Raw genomic sequence first — 16,092 nt, 5'->3', positions numbered from 1 at the left:
TTCGTGTGATACGAGGCAAGTCGAGGGCTACAGGAACAAGCCCGGGCCGGGGCGAGTTCCTTCGGGGAATTTGACGCCGACTTTGTCGATCTTGTTCCCGTCCATGACTGCGACCGTCCAGATTGTGCCGTGCCATTCGATCTGATCGCCTACTACTGGAGCGCCTCCGACCTTTTGTCGGATGAACTGCGCCAGCGCCATATCGGCGTTCAAACCGTCCAGTTGCAGGCCATAAAGTGCTGCCACCTGGCCCAGTTCGGCATCGCCTTCGAGAACGAAATCGCCAAAGAAACGCAGGTCCAGGCCACGTTGTGGCGCCTGGCTGAACAGCTTGCCCAGCGCCGGCAGGTTATGCTCGTGGCCGATCACGCAGAGCATGTCGTCCACTTCCAGCACGGTACTGCCGGATGGGTGCAGCAGCTGCTCGCCGCGAAACAGCGCGGCAATCCGCGTGCCTTCGGGCATCTTCAGCTCGCGCAGGGCGGCGCCGATGCACCACTTTTCTGCGCCGAGGCGGTAGACGAACATCTCCCACTCGCTGGTGATGTGTACCTCCAGCGCCGAGCGCGAGATTGGTGCCGGGTCTGGCGGTACCGTGACCTTGAGCAGCTTGGCCATCCACGGCAGGCTGGTGCCCTGCACCAACAGCGAGATCAACACGATGAAGAAGGCCAGGTTGAAGAACAGCTGCGCTTGCGGCAGCCCCGCCATCAGCGGGAACACGGCCAGAATGATCGGTACCGCGCCGCGCAAACCGACCCAGGCAATGAAGCCCTTTTCACGGTCATGGAAGGCCTTGAACGGCAGTAGCGCGGCGAGCACCGACAGCGGCCGCGCCACCAGGATCATCCACAGCGCCAGGCCCAGCGCCGGCACTGCAATCGGCAGCAGGTCATGTGGCGTGACCAGCAGCCCGAGCACCAGGAACATGCCGATCTGCGCCAGCCAGGCCATGCCGTCGAGCATGTGCAAAATACCGTGGCGGCTGCGGATCGGCCGGTTGCCGAGCACCAGGCCGCACAGATAAACCGCGAGGAAGCCGCTGCCATGCAGGGCGTTGGTCAGCGAAAACACCACCAGCCCGCCAGCCACTACCAGAATCGGGTAGAGGCCGCTGGCGAGGTTGATGCGGTTGACCATCTGCAGCATCAGCCAGCCGCCGCCCAAACCCAGCAGGCCGCCGATACCGAACTCGCGCAGCAGGTGAGTGAGCAGGCTCCAGTGCAGGCCGGTCTGGCCGCTGGCGATCATGTCGATCAGGGTTACGGTGAGGAATACCGCCATCGGGTCGTTGCTGCCCGATTCGATCTCGAGCGTGGCGGTGACCCGCTCGTTGAGGCCTTTGCCACCGAGCAGCGAGAACACCGCCGCAGCGTCGGTCGAGCCGACGATGGCGCCGATCAACAGGCCCTGGATCAGGCTCAGATCGAACAGCCAGGCAGCGACCATGCCGGTCAGCGCCGTGGTGATCAATACCCCGACCGTGGCCAGCGACAGCGCCGGCCACAGCGCTACGCGAAAGCTCGCCACCCGTGTGCGCAGGCCGCCGTCGAGGAGGATTACCGCCAGCGCCAGGTTGCCCACCAGGTAGGCAGTCGGGTAGTTGTTGAAAATGATCCCGCCGCCGTCGACGCCGGCCACCATGCCGACCGCCAGAATGATGACCAGAATCGGAATGCCCAGGCGCGATGACAGCGAGCTGACCAGAATACTTGCACCCACCAGCAATGCGCCGATCAGGAACAGGCTGTTGATGGTGCTTGCATCCAAGGGCGGTACTCCGGAGAAACGGGGGGACAGGCGGCGCTGTTACGCAGGTTGCGTGCCAACTGATTCTAACCCGAGGCGCTCGCGGGCTGTAAAGCGTTACCGCATATTGATGCGGCATCCAGGTTGAAGTGCGGGCTCCCATTTGCACAGGCCACCGCGCATGACCCACCCCGACGATATGCCTCTGGCGGACATTGCCCGCCGTTATCTGGGCCAGTTCCCTGACCTGCATGGGCTGGCCCGTCAGGCCGCCGGCCATGTGCTGCGCCGTCAGCTCGGTCACTGGCTCGACCCTGATCAGGTGTTCTGGCATGAGTTCGACAGCGCCAGCAGCAGCCCGCGGACCTACACCGGTTTTTGCCACGGCGGCCCACCGCGGCGCTCGATGAGCCTGACCGAGCTGATGATCCAGCGCTTCAGCCCGGCGCAACAGGCCAATATCGACCAGTTGTCGGTGTACGGCGGCTTCTATCGAGTGGACGCCAGCCATACCGTTTTCGATGAGCGCAACGAGCTGCGTCTGGCGGCCCAGAGCGTGCTGGAGCAGTGTTGGGCGATGGACTTTGCGGCAACCTACCGCAAGCGTTTGGCGCAGTTTCGCGCCGAGCGCGGCGAGGACTTCTGCGTGTTAGCCCGCTCGCGGTTTCTGGCTGTACTCGGCCAGGCTGCACTGAGCAGCGATGAGCGGCACGAAATACTCGCAGCCTCGCTGGTCCGCTCGCAGTTGCCAGCGACCCGCAAGGCTCTGCGCCTGTCGTATGGCGACAACCACCTCAGCGGTTGGGCTCGCCTGAGTCTGGGCGGGGTTGCGGCGCGAACCTTGCTGCTGCGTACGTTGCCCAGTGGCAAACGCTGCCTGTATCTGGCAGGCGAGCATGCCGGCATGGTGCTGCTCAACGATGAGCAGGCGCTTGAGGCGTGGCTGGTCGAGCAAGCGGCAACAGCGCAGGGGCAGGAGCGGTTGATGAGCGATTTTGTCGGCAGTGACTTGCTGAGCCAGTCGCTGCGTCCGCGTCTGCAAAAGTACCTGGACTTGCTGGTGCAGCCCGATCATACGCTGCTGATCAGTAGCCAGCCGCTGCGCGGAGATGTGTTCGTGCGCCTGCGTGATCAGGCGTTGGTTACCCTGGCCAGTGATGCCGATGAGCGCCTTACTACCAACGCTCAGTTACGCAGGCAGCGCTGGCTGTCCGGGCTGCAAACTGCGGCATTGATCCTGGCGCCCATGAGCATTGCGGGTTGGCCTGTGGCCCTGACAGCGTTGGGCATCGGTGTCGGTTGCCTCGCGCTGCATTTGGACCAGGCCATCAATGGTAAGCGCGAGTGGCGCGCAGCTGCCTGGTGGGCGGTGTTGCTGGATATCCTGTTCATCCTCCTGGACAGCGCACTGATGCGCTCCACCGAGCTGTTTGCTCCAGGTCGGTTACCACCGCCGCGCACGCTCCAGGCGCCGCTGGCGATTGCCGACGACAGCTGGGAAGAATTCATGCAGCCCGCCGCTGACGCGCTGTTGCTCCGTTCCGATCAAGCTCTGGCCCGTCAGCAAACGGCGCTGGCGCGGGTGCCGTGGGCCGACGCCGGCCAGGTCGATGAGCGCGGGTGGTATCTGGATGCGTTCAGTGAGCCTTACGCGGTCTATCGCGATGAACTCGGCTATGGCGCGCCGGCGATAGCCGAGTACAGCCATGCGCCGCAGCGCTACAACAACCTGTGGCGCGGGCTACCACTGGACGATCGGCTGGCGGTCTGTATCGACCGTAGCCATGCCCTGGCCGAGGCACTTGAGCAGATTGGTCAGTACAGCCCGGTCACCTTGTATCGCGCTGCTTCAGGTATGCGCAGCACCGGTACTGCGGCTTTTCGCAGTGGTCAGGTCACGGTGGGAGATGTACTGGTGAGTACCGAGTTCACCTCGTTCACCGAGAATCCCTACGTGCTTTGGGAGGTGTTCAACAGCCCTGAGGTGCAGATATCCGGCAGGCCAGCCTTCGATGATGGCGCGGTGGTATATGTGCTGGAGCCAGGTGAGCATGTGCGGGCGACACCGGTCGCGGCGTTTTCCAGCAGGCCTGATGAGGCTGAGTCGTTGATGCTGCCTGGGCGCTATGTCGAGGTCACGCGCATCACCGCCGTCGACAATGCGCGGTATCGCTTTATCGAGGTGCGCCTGCGGGCGCTGGCGCAGCCTCCGCAAGGAGGGCTGGTGCATGATCTGCGCAGTGGCGAGGTGTTTGATCGGGAGGTGCTGGCGCAGCGGTTGGGGGCAGATGGAGATGATTCATTGATGCGGCGGTTCTTTCCGCTGCCGACGTAACGATTGGGGTCGCAGAGCGACCCCATCTAGCCTGAGTTACGGCTGCTTCACTTCCCGCATCGGCTTGCCTTTGACCGGCGCGCCGTTAGCCACGTAGTACTTGGCGGTGCTGCGCGGCAGCGGCTGGCGGCCACGGATCTTGTCGGAGATTTTCTCGGCGATCATGATCGTGGTGGCATTGAGGTTGCCGGTGATGATGATCGGCATGATCGACGCATCGACCACCCGCAGCCCTTGCATGCCATGCACACGGCCCTGATCGTCGACCACGGCCATCTCGTCGGTGCCCATCTTGCACGAGCAGGACGGGTGGAATGCGGTTTCGGCATGCTCGCGGATGAACTTGTCGAGCTCTTCATCGGTTTGCACGTGGGCGCCCGGGCTGATTTCGCGGCCGCGGTACTGGTCCAGCGCAGGCTGGGCCATGATCTCGCGAGTCAAACGGATACCGTCGCGGAATTCCTGCCAGTCCTGTTCAGTCGCCATGTAGTTGAAGAGAATGCTCGGATGCTGGCGCGGATCCTTGGACTTGAGCTGAATACGGCCGCGGCTAGGCGAGCGCATCGAGCCCATGTGCGCCTGGAAACCGTGTTCCTTGACGCCATTCGAGCCGTTGTAATTGATCGCCACCGGCAGGAAGTGGTACTGGATGTTCGGCCACTCGAATTCAGGCCGGGAGCGAATGAAGCCGCCCGCCTCGAACTGGTTGCTGGCGCCGATACCGGTGCCGTTGAACAGCCATTCGGCACCGATGGCCGGCTGGTTCCACCACAGCAGCGATGGGTACAGCGAGACTGGCTGGGTGCAGGCGTACTGCAGGTACAGTTCAAGGTGATCCTGCAGGTTTTCACCAACGCCTGGCAGGTCGTGTACCACGGGCACGTCGAGGCTTTCGAGCAGTGCACGCGGGCCGACGCCGGAGCGTTGCAGCAGTTGCGGCGAAGCAATCGCGCCGGAGCTGACGATGACTTCCTTGCGCGCACGGGCTTCCATGCGCTCTTCACTGTCGCCGACCAGGTAGGTCACGCCGACAGCGCGTTTGCCTTCGAACAGGATCCGGTCACTCAGGGCATGGGTGACGATGGTCAGGTTCGGGCGCTTCTTGGCCTGGTCCAGGTAGCCGCGCGCGGTGCTCGAGCGACGGCCGTTCTTGGTCACCGAACGGTCCATCGGGCCGAAGCCTTCCTGCTGGTAGCCGTTGAGGTCTTCAGTGCGCGGGTAACCAGCCTGTACGCCGGCTTCGACCATGGCGTGGAACAGTGGGTTGTTGCCGGCTTTGGGCGTGGCAACGCTGACCGGGCCGTCACCGCCGTGATAATCGTTGGGGCCGATATCGCGGGTTTCGGCCTTTTTGAAGTACGGCAGGCAGTCGAGGTAGGTCCAGTCTTCCAGGCCTGGCAGCTTGGCCCAGCCATCGAAGTCCATAGCGTTGCCGCGGATGTAGCACATGCCGTTGATCAGCGACGAGCCACCCAGGCCTTTGCCACGGCCACATTCCATGCGACGGCCGTCCATGTGCGGCTCTGGATCGGTTTCGTAGGCCCAGTTGTAGCGACGGCCCTGCAGCGGGAAGGCCAGCGCGGCCGGCATCTGGGTGCGGAAGTCGAAGCGGTAGTCAGGGCCGCCAGCTTCGAGCAGCAGCACGCTGACGTTGGCGTCTTCGGTCAGGCGGGTGGCGATGGTGTTACCGGCCGAGCCGGCACCGACGATGATGTAATCGAATTGTTGGGACATGCAAGTACCCTCGTTGTGGCGGTGTCAGGGAGCAAAGCGCCCGCGCCATAAGGCGCGGGCCTAACTACACAGGGTGCTTAGAACACCGAGGTGTAGCCGCCGAGCTCGACCTGAACCGACTTGATGCGGGTGTACTGGGCCAGCGAGCTGACGCCGTTTTCGCGGCCGACACCGGATTGCTTGTAACCACCGACCGGCATTTCTGCCGGCGACTCGCCCCAGGCGTTGATCCAGCAGATGCCGGCTTCAAGCTGGTGAATGATGCGGTGGGCGCGGCTGATGTCGTTGGTGCAGACGCCGGCAGCCAGACCGTATTCGGTATCGTTGGCACGGCGGATGACTTCTTCTTCGGTCTCGTAGCTGAGGATGCTCATGACCGGGCCGAAGATCTCTTCCTTGACGATGGTCATGTCGTCGCTGCAGTCGGTGAACACGGTCGGCGCAACGAAGGCACCCTTGGCCAGGTCGCCTTCGCTCAGACGCTCGCCGCCGCAGAGGACGCGGGCGCCTTCTTCCTTACCTTTGGCGATGTAGCCGAGCACGCTTTCCATGTGCTGGAAGCTGACCAGCGGGCCGAAGTTGGTGTTCTCGTCTTCCGGGTTGCCAATGCGGATGCGCGCAACGCGCTCGGCGATCTTGGCTTCGAAGGCGGCTTTCATCGGAGCCGGGATGAATACCCGGGTGCCGTTGGTGCAGACCTGACCGGAGCTGTAGAAGTTGGCCATCATGGCGATGTCGGCGGCCTTGTCGAGGTCGGCATCGGCGCAGATGATCAGCGGCGACTTGCCGCCCAGTTCCATGGTGACTTCCTTGAGCGACGAGCTCGAGGCGCTGGCCATGACTTTCTTGCCGGTGGTGGTGCCGCCGGTGAACGATACTTTTTCGATGCGCGGGTGCTCGGTCAGCAAGGTGCCGACTTCACGGCCGCTGCCGGTGAGGACGTTGAACACGCCATTCGGCAGGCCGGCTTCGGTGTAGATCTCGGCCAGTTTCAGGGTGGTCAGCGAGGTAACTTCCGACGGCTTGAAGATCATCGCGTTGCCGGCCGCCAGGGCTGGCGCCGATTTCCACAGGGCGATCTGGATCGGGTAGTTCCACGCGCCGATACCGGCGGTCACGCCCAGCGGTTCGCGGCGGGTGTAGACGAAGGAACTTTCGCGCAGCGGGATCTGCTCGCCTTCGATGGCCGGGACCAGGCCTGCGTAGTACTCGAGCACGTCGGCGCCGGTGACGATGTCGACGTAACGGGTTTCCGAGTAGGACTTGCCGGTGTCGAGGGTTTCCAGCATGGCCAGCTCATCGTTGCGCTCGCGCAGGATGTCAACGGCACGACGCAGGATGCGCGAACGCTGCATGGCAGTCATCGCGGCCCAGACTTTCTGGCCACGTTCGGCGCTCTCGACGGCACGTTCGACGTCAGCGGCAGTGGCGCGCTGGACGTGGGCGAGGACTTCGCCGGTCGCCGGGTTGATGGCTTCGAAGGTGGCATCGCTGCCAGCGTCGACATAACCACCATCGATGTAGAGTTTTTGCGTTCCGAAACGGGCCATAGAATCCTCGCAAGTGCAGTGTGTGATTGGCTAGCCGCGTTGCGCTCCTGCTAATGAGGCAGTCGCTGCGTGCGATCGTTCAGCCGCCTGGGGCGTTGTATCCAGGGCGTGCTGCTTAGCCAGTTGTAAATCCATGTATTCGTAGGCAATCCGAATTGCCTGCTCGGTATCGAACGCGTCGCCCGAGAGTGCGCCACGCAACCACAGGCCGTCGATCAAGGCTGCCAGGCCACGGGCGGCCTTGCGCGCATGGTAGAGCGGCAGGACGCGGCGAAACTGGCAGCACAGGTTGGAATAAAGGCGGTGATCGTTGATCCGCTGCAACCTGTGCAAGGACGGCTGGTGCATGCTGGCGGCCCAGAAGGCCAACCAGGTTTTCATTGCCGGGCCGCTGACCTGGCTGGCGTCGAAGTTGCCCTCGACGATGACTCTCAGGTGCGCCCGCGGGCTGTCGTCGGTGAGGGCTAGTCGACGGGCGACGGTGCCTTCGCTCAACGCATTCATGAGGTGGCGCATGGTCGCTGCGATCAGGCCGTTCTTGTCCTGAAAGTAGTGACTGATGATGCCGTTCGACACTCCAGCCAAACGGGCGATCAGCGCAATGCTGGCATCTCCCAGACCGACCTGATCGACCGCCTGCAGGGTGGCTTCGATCAACTGCTGACGGCGAATGGGTTGCATACCGACCTTGGGCATCTGGCAAATCTCCTCAGGCCTGCGGGCAGACGACAAGCGGCTGCCTCGGCGAAGGCCAGTCTATTTTGTTTTGATTGAACGTTCAATCAATAAAGAATAAGCTCTGCGACAATTTGTGCCATTGACAGTTGTTTAAGGCTGTCGAAAAGGCATCGATTGGCACCCCAGAAAAACGTGCAACCCCCGGAATACAAGGCGTTGACGGGCATGGGCGCTGCGCGATACAGAATCTGCCGAGCGGTCGCGAGACTGCGCGCAGGGCCCTCGGAGCGGGGCTTGGCTCTGTAGTTGTGCATCGTTTCGCTACGGGATCACGGTTTTCCTGAGTGCTTTTATAACACCTGTCGCAGTGGCATTAATTGACCAATTGCACGGGATTGACTGATTAGCCTCCACCCCAGCACTGCCCGGAGCATTCGTGCAATGAGTTCTGCCTCCCTAACCAAACCCCCCGCCGAGAGGGTCCGGGTCAACAACGTGGTGTTCATCACCTCTGCGCTGCTGATCCTTGTTCTGACTGCCTTGCTTATCGCTGTACCCGACACCGCCGGTGAAGTGCTCAACGTCGCCCAGACCTGGCTGACGCGCAGCTTCGGCTGGTATTACATGCTGGTGATTGGCGGCTACCTGGTGTTCGTCATCGTTCTGGCCTTCTCCGGCTTCGGCAAGCTCAAGCTGGGCGGCAAGGATGACCAACCGGACTTCAGCTACGGTGCCTGGGCCGGCATGCTGTTCTCGTCGGGCATCGGTATCTCGCTGCTGTACTTCGGTGCGTCCGAGCCGCTGGATCATTACTTCAACCCGCCCGAAGGCACCTCGGCCAGCGCAGAAGCGGCGCGCCAGGGCCTGCAGCTGACCTTCCTGCACTGGGGCCTGCACGGCTGGGCGATCTATGCCCTGGTTGGCCTGGCAGTCGGCTACTTCGCCTATCGGCACAACCAGCCGCTGGCCTTGCGTTCGGCGCTGTACCCGTTGATGGGCGAGCGCTGGGTCAAGGGCAGCGCCGGCCATGCGGTGGACATTTTCGGCATGTTCGTGACCCTGCTGGGGCTGGTGACCAACCTCGGTATCGGCTCGATGCAGGTTGCCTCGGGGCTCGAGTACCTGTTCGGCATGACGCACAGCAACACTAACCTGCTGATCGTCATTCTGGTCATGGCGACGGTGGCGACGGTGGCCGCGGTATCGGGTGTGGAAAACGGCATCCGCCGCCTGTCCAACTTGAATATCGTGCTGTTCAGCGGCCTGCTGATCTTCGTTTTGCTGGCCGGCGATACCCTGCACCTGCTCAACGGCTTTGTGCAGAACACCGGCGACTACCTCAACGGCATCGTGCTGAAGACCTTCGACTTGTATGTGTACGAGAACGAAGCGGGCAAGTCCGAGCGCTGGTTGGGCCTGTGGACCGTGTTCTACTGGGCCTGGTGGATTTCCTGGGGGCCGTTCGTGGGCATGTTCATCGCCCGTATCTCCAAGGGCCGCACCGTGCGCGAGCTGGTTGCCGGCGTGCTGCTGATCCCGCTGGGCTTTACCCTGGCCTGGCTGTCGATCTTCGGCAACACCGCACTGGACCTGGTGATGAACCATGGTGCGGTGGAGCTGGGCAAGACGGCGCTTGAGCAGCCATCGATGTCGATCTACCAACTGCTGGAATACTTCCCGGCAGCCAAGATCGTCATCGGGGTGGCGGTATTCGTCGGCTTCGTGCTGTTCCTCACCCCGGCCGACTCCGGCGCGGTGATGATGGCCAACCTGTCGTGCAAGGGCGGCCAGGTCGACGAGGACGCGCCGCACTGGATGGTGGTGTTCTGGTCGGTGGTCATCACCCTGGTGACCATTGGCCTGCTGCTGGCCGGCAACTTCGCCGCCATGCAGACCATGGTCGTGCTCGCAGGGCTGCCGTTCTCGGTGGTGCTGGTGCTGTTCATGTTCGGCTTGTACAAGGCCATGAAGCAGGACGCGCAACTGGAGCAGGAGCGGGCCGAGCTGGCCGCCCGTGGCCGTCGCGGTTTCAGCGAGCGGCTCAGTGCGATGGAGTTGCAGCCGACCCAGGCGGTGGTTCAGCGCTTCATGGACAAACACGTCAGTCCGGCCCTCAAGGACGCCGCAGCGCAGCTGCAGGCGCAGGGTTTCGAGGTCGAGACCCGCTTAGGCCAGTCGCGCAATATGATGGGCCTGCGGGTGATGATGGAAGAGGGCAACCCGTTCGTCTACGAGGTCAGCCTGGACGGCTACCTGGCGGCGCCCAACGAGGCACAGGTGCAAGGCGAGGCCGATGTGCGCCAACGCTATTATCGCGCCGAGGTCTATCTGCACGATGGTAGTCAGGAGTACGACCTGATGGGCTTCTTGCCGGAGCAGATCGTTCGCGACGTGCTTGATCAGTTCGAGAGCCATCGCCAGGTGCTGGGGCGCGTGTACAGCTAGGACACGTGCGCAGCTCTGCTTGAAACAGGCCTTGTCCATTGGACAGGGTCTGTTTCGTTATTGCGCCAACTGCCTGATGGCGCAGTGTCGACCCCAGCAATAACTAACACCGGAGCACCCTGCACTACGCGTTAGGTTGAGCCTTTTCTCCTCAGGAAAGTGCCGCCATGCCCAGCAACCCATCCGCAACAGCTTTTGATTTCCGTGCCAGCGTAGCTGCTCAATTCGCCAACCGCCCTGGCCTGCGCCAGATCGCGGCTGAGCGGATCATGCAGCTCTTGATCGAACACCATCCCATTCTCAAGACTGCCAGACCTGACATGCATTCAGCTGAAGGGCTGATGCTGATGACACCTGGACTTCCTCTCCGACCGCTGGTCGACCTGGTGCTGCAAGCGCTGATTGACGGCAAGTTGCTGGACTTGTCGCCGTTAGACAACGTTGCCCAGTACTTCTGCCTGGAACCGGCTAGGCGCTTTTATGCGATCGAAGACTCCATGACCACCGGCGAGGGCGATGTCATAAAGCCTGAGCGGCTGCAGACAGCCTTCGACGAACTGATCAGGCAGTTGCCAGATGACTTCTGTCAGGCCCAGGTCGACTATTGGCGGGCGACTGGCAACATGGGCGTGGACCACCTGAGCTGGCTGCAGCAACTGCTCAAATCGGCGCTACTCTGCAACTTGCCCTGGCAGGCGCTGGACGAACAGCAGGCGCAGTGCGTGCGCGAGCTGCTGGCACGCGGCAATGTGCCGTCCGGTGTGTATCTGGTGCAGGTCGAACTGGACATTGGCGGGGCTACCTTCAGCGAGACATTGCCAAACCTGCTGATTCAGGCGCAATGGGACGAGCGCGAGTCCCTTATGTGGTGCGCACCCTCGGGGATCATCCGTGCATTCGACTCGCTCGACGAGTTTGCTGCTGCGCTTGCCGACGAGCTCGGCGTGCGTTACCGCTTCGAGGCCATGACCTGGCACCGCTTTGCGTTGGAGGGCGACTGCTTTGTGCAGCAGGCGGCAATGTTGCTGGATATTCTCCTGGCGACGCTGTCGCGGCTGCGCCCCGCCTTGTTGGCAGATGTCAGCGCGCTTGAGCAGGCATATGCCTCGCTGAGCGACCCTGCCAGCTTCTTCATCCCGGCCTATTCCAACGTTGGCAGTACCAAACTGATCCTGCCTCCAGGACTGAATAGAGCGTCTTCCGAGGACAGCTTTGCCCACCAGTGTGGCCTGTTCGAGCTGGCCTTGGCGCAGGCTGACTCCGACGGTATCGCTGCACTTGATGGCATTCTTGACCTGCATGGCTACGCCAGCCAGCGTTTGCGTGAGCAGATGTTGAGTGATCATCCGATCGACGCCAACTACTTTGCGGATGACCTGTTGCTGACCCTGAGCGTGGCCAGGGGAGTGCCCGGCGGTGCGGGCGCGGGTGTTGGCGGTGGGGTGGTTGAAACGCGCAAGGTTTCGCTTACCCAGCTTGCCGTAGGCAATTTGAGCTCACTGGCTGGAGCTACCGTGACGGCGATCGAGCATCGGGACGATCAACTGATCATGGACTGGATGAACGTCGAGTACGTCAAGGCACTTATCCAGCGTGTCGACATCGGTGCTCATTATCCGGTGTATGTCGCTGACCGTCTGGATGAGCCGGCCCAGCGTGAGCTGCGCGTCAGTCGTTTCGCTCGTGAATGGCGTTGTTCCTTCCTGTTCAGTGCCTTGCAGGCAAAGCTGGGAGGTAGCCTTAGTGAGGCCGCGCTGCAAGCCGTGGTCAATTACTGTCGGGGGCTGGATGACAAGCAGTTGCCAGGCAGCATGTTGATGCCACTTGCATTTCGGCGCGAGCCCAGCAGTGAGCACTACGACCTGGTGCGTGGAATGTATGTGCTGTTTTGCGTCGAGCCTGCCGTGGTTGTGCTATATCGGCCGTTGTATGCATCGCGCTCGGTATGCGAGTTTGCCAGTCTGGATGCGATGATGCAGGCGATTCGTTCCGATACGGCCTTGCAGCAGGACATCCTTGAGTGGATCCTGCCACAGGCTCGAAGCGTGTATGCGCACGGCGGATTTACCGAGCCGCATCTGGGTGTGCCGATCATCGATTCCTCGCTCCTGCCCGAGCGCGTGCAACCGCCTGCGTTCTGGCCGCAGTATTGGCGCGTTGATGTCGACGCAAAGATGTATGCAGCAAACCGCGACCTGCTGGTGGAGCTGGCTGACCGGCAGAGTGTGTCGAATGCCGAGAGCCGTTGGGCCATTCTGTGTGAAGGTGCCTGGTTGCTGTTCGACCTGATTACCTTGCAACTGCGCGGGCCGGTGGCAGTGGTGGCCTGGATGGTGCAAATGGCCAGGAGCGTCGACAATGACCTCACCGCGTTGGCTCAAGCTAGTGCCTTCGGGCGCTCAGCGGCGGTCGTCGACCTGATCCTCAATGCCGGCATGGCGCTGCTGCATGCGCGGTTGCCGCAGTTGCAGGAGCCCGTCCCCGTAGAGCAACCGCCGCTGGATCTGTTGCGCGGGCCGACAATCGCAGGCAACGGTGCATCCACGGCGATGACTCGCCCAGTCCAAGGCAAGGTTTACCTGCCTGGCGAGGTGCTCAACCAGGCCAGCGTGAACCTGGACTTTTCCTTCAGTGGAGGGCAGGGCTTCAATGTCCTGCCTCCTCAACGGCGGCAGGCCTTGCTGGCGATGCGCAGTGCTGTATCGCTCAATGGCATCCAGCCGCTGAGTGCTGGCCCTGAACAAGGCTTGTACATCAAGGACGGGCAGCATTACGTGTCGCTGCGCGGGGACACCTACGCGGTGGCGCTCAGCGCCGAAGGCGCACGCATTGAAGGCCGGGACGGCGCCGTCGGGCCGTGGCTGCTGCGCGAGTTCGGAGCGTGGCGTATCGATGCTCGACTGCGCTTGGATGGCGGTATGCCGCGTAATCGCGTTCAGCGCCTGCAGGAAACCAAGAAGCAGCAGCTTACTCTGCTCAAGAATCAGGAAAGTGCGCTTATCGTGGAAAGCGAACCACGGCGGCGAGACCTTGAAAAATATATCAGGCAAGAGTTCGAGAACAAGGCGCTGATCCTTGATCTGGAACAGGAGGCATCACTGGACAGCGTTCAAGTAAGCAAGTTGGCGCTGCTCAGGAGTCTTCAGAAGCGCTACAGCGAGCGTGTTGCCGGTGGCTATAAACGACTGATCGAGGTAGACCGCAAGCATGATCGTATTCTGACCGAGATCACTGCCGTCAGGTCCGTTGACCCATTGCTGGATCAGGTGCTGGACGCACAGCGCAGCGATATTCGGCGCAGCCTGGTCGAGAACTGTGGGCATTACTACAACCGTCTGGCGGACATGATCAACGAGAAAGACGTGGAGGAGCAAAGGGAGCAGCTGATGGTCCTCCCGGAAACCGAGGTCGAAATCCAGCATTATCGGGACTTCACCAAGGCGCTTGAGGGCGTGCAGGTGTGGGAGCAGGAGTTGATCGAACTGTCCGGGCCGTTCGACGCCCTGCTCGAGGAAACGCTAAAGGACAGCACGATTCATTTCAAATCCGAGGAAGGCGGCAGAGACACCAAGGCTCAGATGCTCAATCGGATCATCGAGACAAGGCGAGCGAACGCGGTAGACCTTGAATTCCGTATGCTGCAGGACCTTGCCGAGCTTAGTCTGGATCGCCTTGGTGGGGCCGACGAAGCGACCTTGAACGAGTACCAGAACTATCTCAACGGCCCGGCGTTGGCCAGTGCTGGTGCTGCGCACGCCGAGCTGGCGGGTGCGGACCTCGCGCTGAGCGAGCGCCTGGAAGTGCTGAACGGTGTGATGGATGCCTACGAGGAAGCAGCAAGTATGGCCGATTACTTGCTGAGCGTGGGCAAGAGAGTCATCCGAGCGGACAAGCTGCGGCTATACCAGCAGACGCTCGGCAAACTCAAGGATTCGGTCAGGATCGAGATTGCCAGCGACCTGCGTGAACTTGAGCTGGCGGATGTACCGAGGGTGCGTACGCCTCTCTATGCGAAGCGTGGCGGCATACGTCGAGTGGTCCGCACGCACCGTGGCCGAAGCGTGGTGGGAGAGGAGGTGCAGGTCGATGGCGAGTCGGTTATCCAGCAAAGAGATTCCTACTCCAAGGTTTTGAAAACTTTCAGACGCCAGAACAGTGCATGGGTCGAAGACGCCGAGTCCAACCCGCTCGACAGAGCTTCCCCATCGACGCAAGGGCTTGCCAGTGTCCGCCGACGCGGGCGCACGCTGTTGGACGAGATGGATTCGGTGGTCAAGATCGCTCGGCGCTATGTTTCATCTGACGAGCCGTTGGGCTTGAGCACGGTATTGGAGCTGCACCGCGAAAAACTCAGCGAGGTGCTCGCAGCACTGCCTCGCAGCGAAGGCGATGCAGCGTTGTATGAAGATCTTGAAACGGGCATCGAGTCATTGCAGGCGACCCAGGATGACTTGCTCAGATCGATCTACTTCAACACCACTCACCCAACGGCACGAGCGCTCAAGTACCTGCACGAGCAGAAACAACTGACTATTGTACGCACCGTCAAACGCAGACCGCTGCCCCGCAACGACTACCTGGATATCTATGAAATCAAGCGGCTGGCCGTGTCCGGACATGGTCGAGGCATTGGCTTGTGGGAGGCGCATTTCCACTACGCCAGCGAGGGCGCAGCTGACCTTGATTTTGTCGCCGGGCACCTCAAGACCTGGGCGCAGCGCGCGTTGGGCCGCGACGCTCAATTACGTGCAGCGCAGAACAGTGAGGTGTTGGAGATCTACCGCAGCAAGCTGACCAAGGCCGATGTGCTCGGCATCATCCCGTTCGAGTAGGCTTCAGCGATTGCTGTAGCGGCCTTGCTTGCCATGTGCAGGCATGGCCAGATTGCTGCGCACGGCGATCATCTGGCGCAGCTCTATCAGTTCGATGCCCTGGCTTTTGAGCCGGGGCATTTCTCTTTCCAGAACCTCCAGCGTTTGTGCGTAGGGGTGGCCAATCAGCACAGCAGAGCCCTGCCTGCGGGCCAGCTCGACGCCTTCACGCAACTGAGCGGTGATGGCTTCGCTGGTGCGCACGTCGTCCAGAAATACATCCCGTGACACGTGTGCCAGGCAGTCTTCCTGCGCCTTGGCGGCAGCCACGGTAGCGGCACTGGTGCGGCTGTCGACGAAGAACAGGTCACGGCGCTGCAACTCAGCCATCAACCAGGCCATGGCAGTTGGCTCAGCGGTCATGCGGCTGCCCATATGATTGTTCACGCCTGCGGCAAACGGCACCTTGAGCAACGCTGCGTCGAGGCGCCGGGCGAGCTCTTCGGTCGGTAGGCTAGGGTGCCAGGCATATGGGCCGGTGGCCGGGTCCATCGGCATGTGCAGGATCAGCGTCTTGCCGGCTTTATGGGCCTGACGGGCGAAGTCACTGGCGTGCGGGGTATCAGGCATCACCGCCATGGTCACCGGGCCGGGCAGGGCAAGGGTGCGCTGGTCGCGCTCGATGCTCTGGCCAAGGTCGTCGATGATGATGCTCATGTAAGCCTTGGCCGGCGCCGCATGGGCGGCGCCGGTCAGCAGGCAGAGCAAGGTCAACAGCAGATAACGCATC

Annotated in this window: 8 protein-coding genes; 3 read left to right on the top strand and 5 right to left on the bottom strand. The window is 61.9% G+C overall.

All coding sequences use genetic code 11. The annotated features are described in order from the left end of the window. Positions 1-27: 27 nt before the first annotated feature. Positions 28-1,770: a potassium/proton antiporter gene (locus ACIOAU_RS09185; RefSeq protein WP_103435727.1), complete on the bottom strand. Its 1,743-nt coding sequence runs from the start codon at positions 1,768-1,770 to the stop codon at positions 28-30. 160 nt (positions 1,771-1,930) lie between these two features. Here ACIOAU_RS09185 and ACIOAU_RS09180 point away from each other — a divergent pair, with 160 nt between their 5' ends. Next, a complete protein-coding gene (locus tag ACIOAU_RS09180) occupies positions 1,931-4,084 on the top strand; it encodes a dermonecrotic toxin domain-containing protein (RefSeq protein WP_401181476.1) in 2,154 nt (717 codons plus the stop codon). 36 nt (positions 4,085-4,120) lie between these two features. Here the strand turns inward: ACIOAU_RS09180 and betA are convergent, their stop codons facing one another. From betA to betI, 3 genes are all read right to left on the bottom strand, one after another. Next, positions 4,121-5,818: a choline dehydrogenase gene (gene betA, locus ACIOAU_RS09175; RefSeq protein WP_101315586.1), complete on the bottom strand. Its 1,698-nt coding sequence runs from the start codon at positions 5,816-5,818 to the stop codon at positions 4,121-4,123. 77 nt (positions 5,819-5,895) lie between these two features. Then, positions 5,896-7,368, bottom strand: a complete 1,473-nt coding sequence (betB, locus tag ACIOAU_RS09170; protein WP_188035169.1) for a betaine-aldehyde dehydrogenase — start codon at positions 7,366-7,368, stop codon at positions 5,896-5,898. 30 nt (positions 7,369-7,398) lie between these two features. Beyond that, a complete protein-coding gene (gene betI, locus ACIOAU_RS09165; RefSeq protein WP_101315590.1) occupies positions 7,399-8,064 on the bottom strand; it encodes a transcriptional regulator BetI in 666 nt (221 codons plus the stop codon). A 423-nt stretch (positions 8,065-8,487) separates the two neighbouring features. Here betI and ACIOAU_RS09160 point away from each other — a divergent pair, with 423 nt between their 5' ends. Then, complete coding sequence (locus tag ACIOAU_RS09160) at positions 8,488-10,491, top strand: BCCT family transporter (RefSeq protein WP_150572675.1); 2,004 nt, start codon at positions 8,488-8,490, stop codon at positions 10,489-10,491. 167 nt (positions 10,492-10,658) lie between these two features. Further along, the gene (locus ACIOAU_RS09155) at positions 10,659-15,323 is read left to right on the top strand and encodes a dermonecrotic toxin domain-containing protein (RefSeq protein ID WP_401181471.1); all 4,665 of its coding nucleotides are present in this window, start codon (positions 10,659-10,661) and stop codon (positions 15,321-15,323) included. 3 nt (positions 15,324-15,326) lie between these two features. On the opposite strand, the gene ACIOAU_RS09150 is transcribed toward ACIOAU_RS09155, so the two are convergent. Continuing rightward, positions 15,327-16,091, bottom strand: coding sequence for a divergent polysaccharide deacetylase family protein (locus tag ACIOAU_RS09150; protein WP_401181468.1), 765 nt, complete (start codon positions 16,089-16,091; stop codon positions 15,327-15,329). Between the last annotated feature and the right edge of the window lies 1 nt (position 16,092).

Source organism: Pseudomonas sp. NPDC088322, from assembly GCF_044740745.1.
GTDB classification, from domain to species: Bacteria; Pseudomonadota; Gammaproteobacteria; order Pseudomonadales; family Pseudomonadaceae; genus Aquipseudomonas; species Aquipseudomonas shirazensis.
Note: the sequence above shows the minus strand (reverse complement) of the source record. Positions and strands in the feature narration are given on the sequence as shown.

Excerpts from the sequence above, each read along its gene's own strand:
- ACIOAU_RS09180 (WP_401181476.1), top strand. The coding sequence starts at position 1,931 with ATGACCCACCCCGACGATATGCCTCTGGCGGACATTGCCCGCCGTTAT.
- betA (WP_101315586.1), bottom strand. The coding sequence starts at position 5,818 with ATGTCCCAACAATTCGATTACATCATCGTCGGTGCCGGCTCGGCCGGT.
- betB (WP_188035169.1), bottom strand. The coding sequence starts at position 7,368 with ATGGCCCGTTTCGGAACGCAAAAACTCTACATCGATGGTGGTTATGTC.
- betI (WP_101315590.1), bottom strand. The coding sequence starts at position 8,064 with ATGCCCAAGGTCGGTATGCAACCCATTCGCCGTCAGCAGTTGATCGAA.
- ACIOAU_RS09160 (WP_150572675.1), top strand. The coding sequence starts at position 8,488 with ATGAGTTCTGCCTCCCTAACCAAACCCCCCGCCGAGAGGGTCCGGGTC.
- ACIOAU_RS09155 (WP_401181471.1), top strand. The coding sequence starts at position 10,659 with ATGCCCAGCAACCCATCCGCAACAGCTTTTGATTTCCGTGCCAGCGTA.
- ACIOAU_RS09150 (WP_401181468.1), bottom strand. The coding sequence starts at position 16,091 with ATGCGTTATCTGCTGTTGACCTTGCTCTGCCTGCTGACCGGCGCCGCC.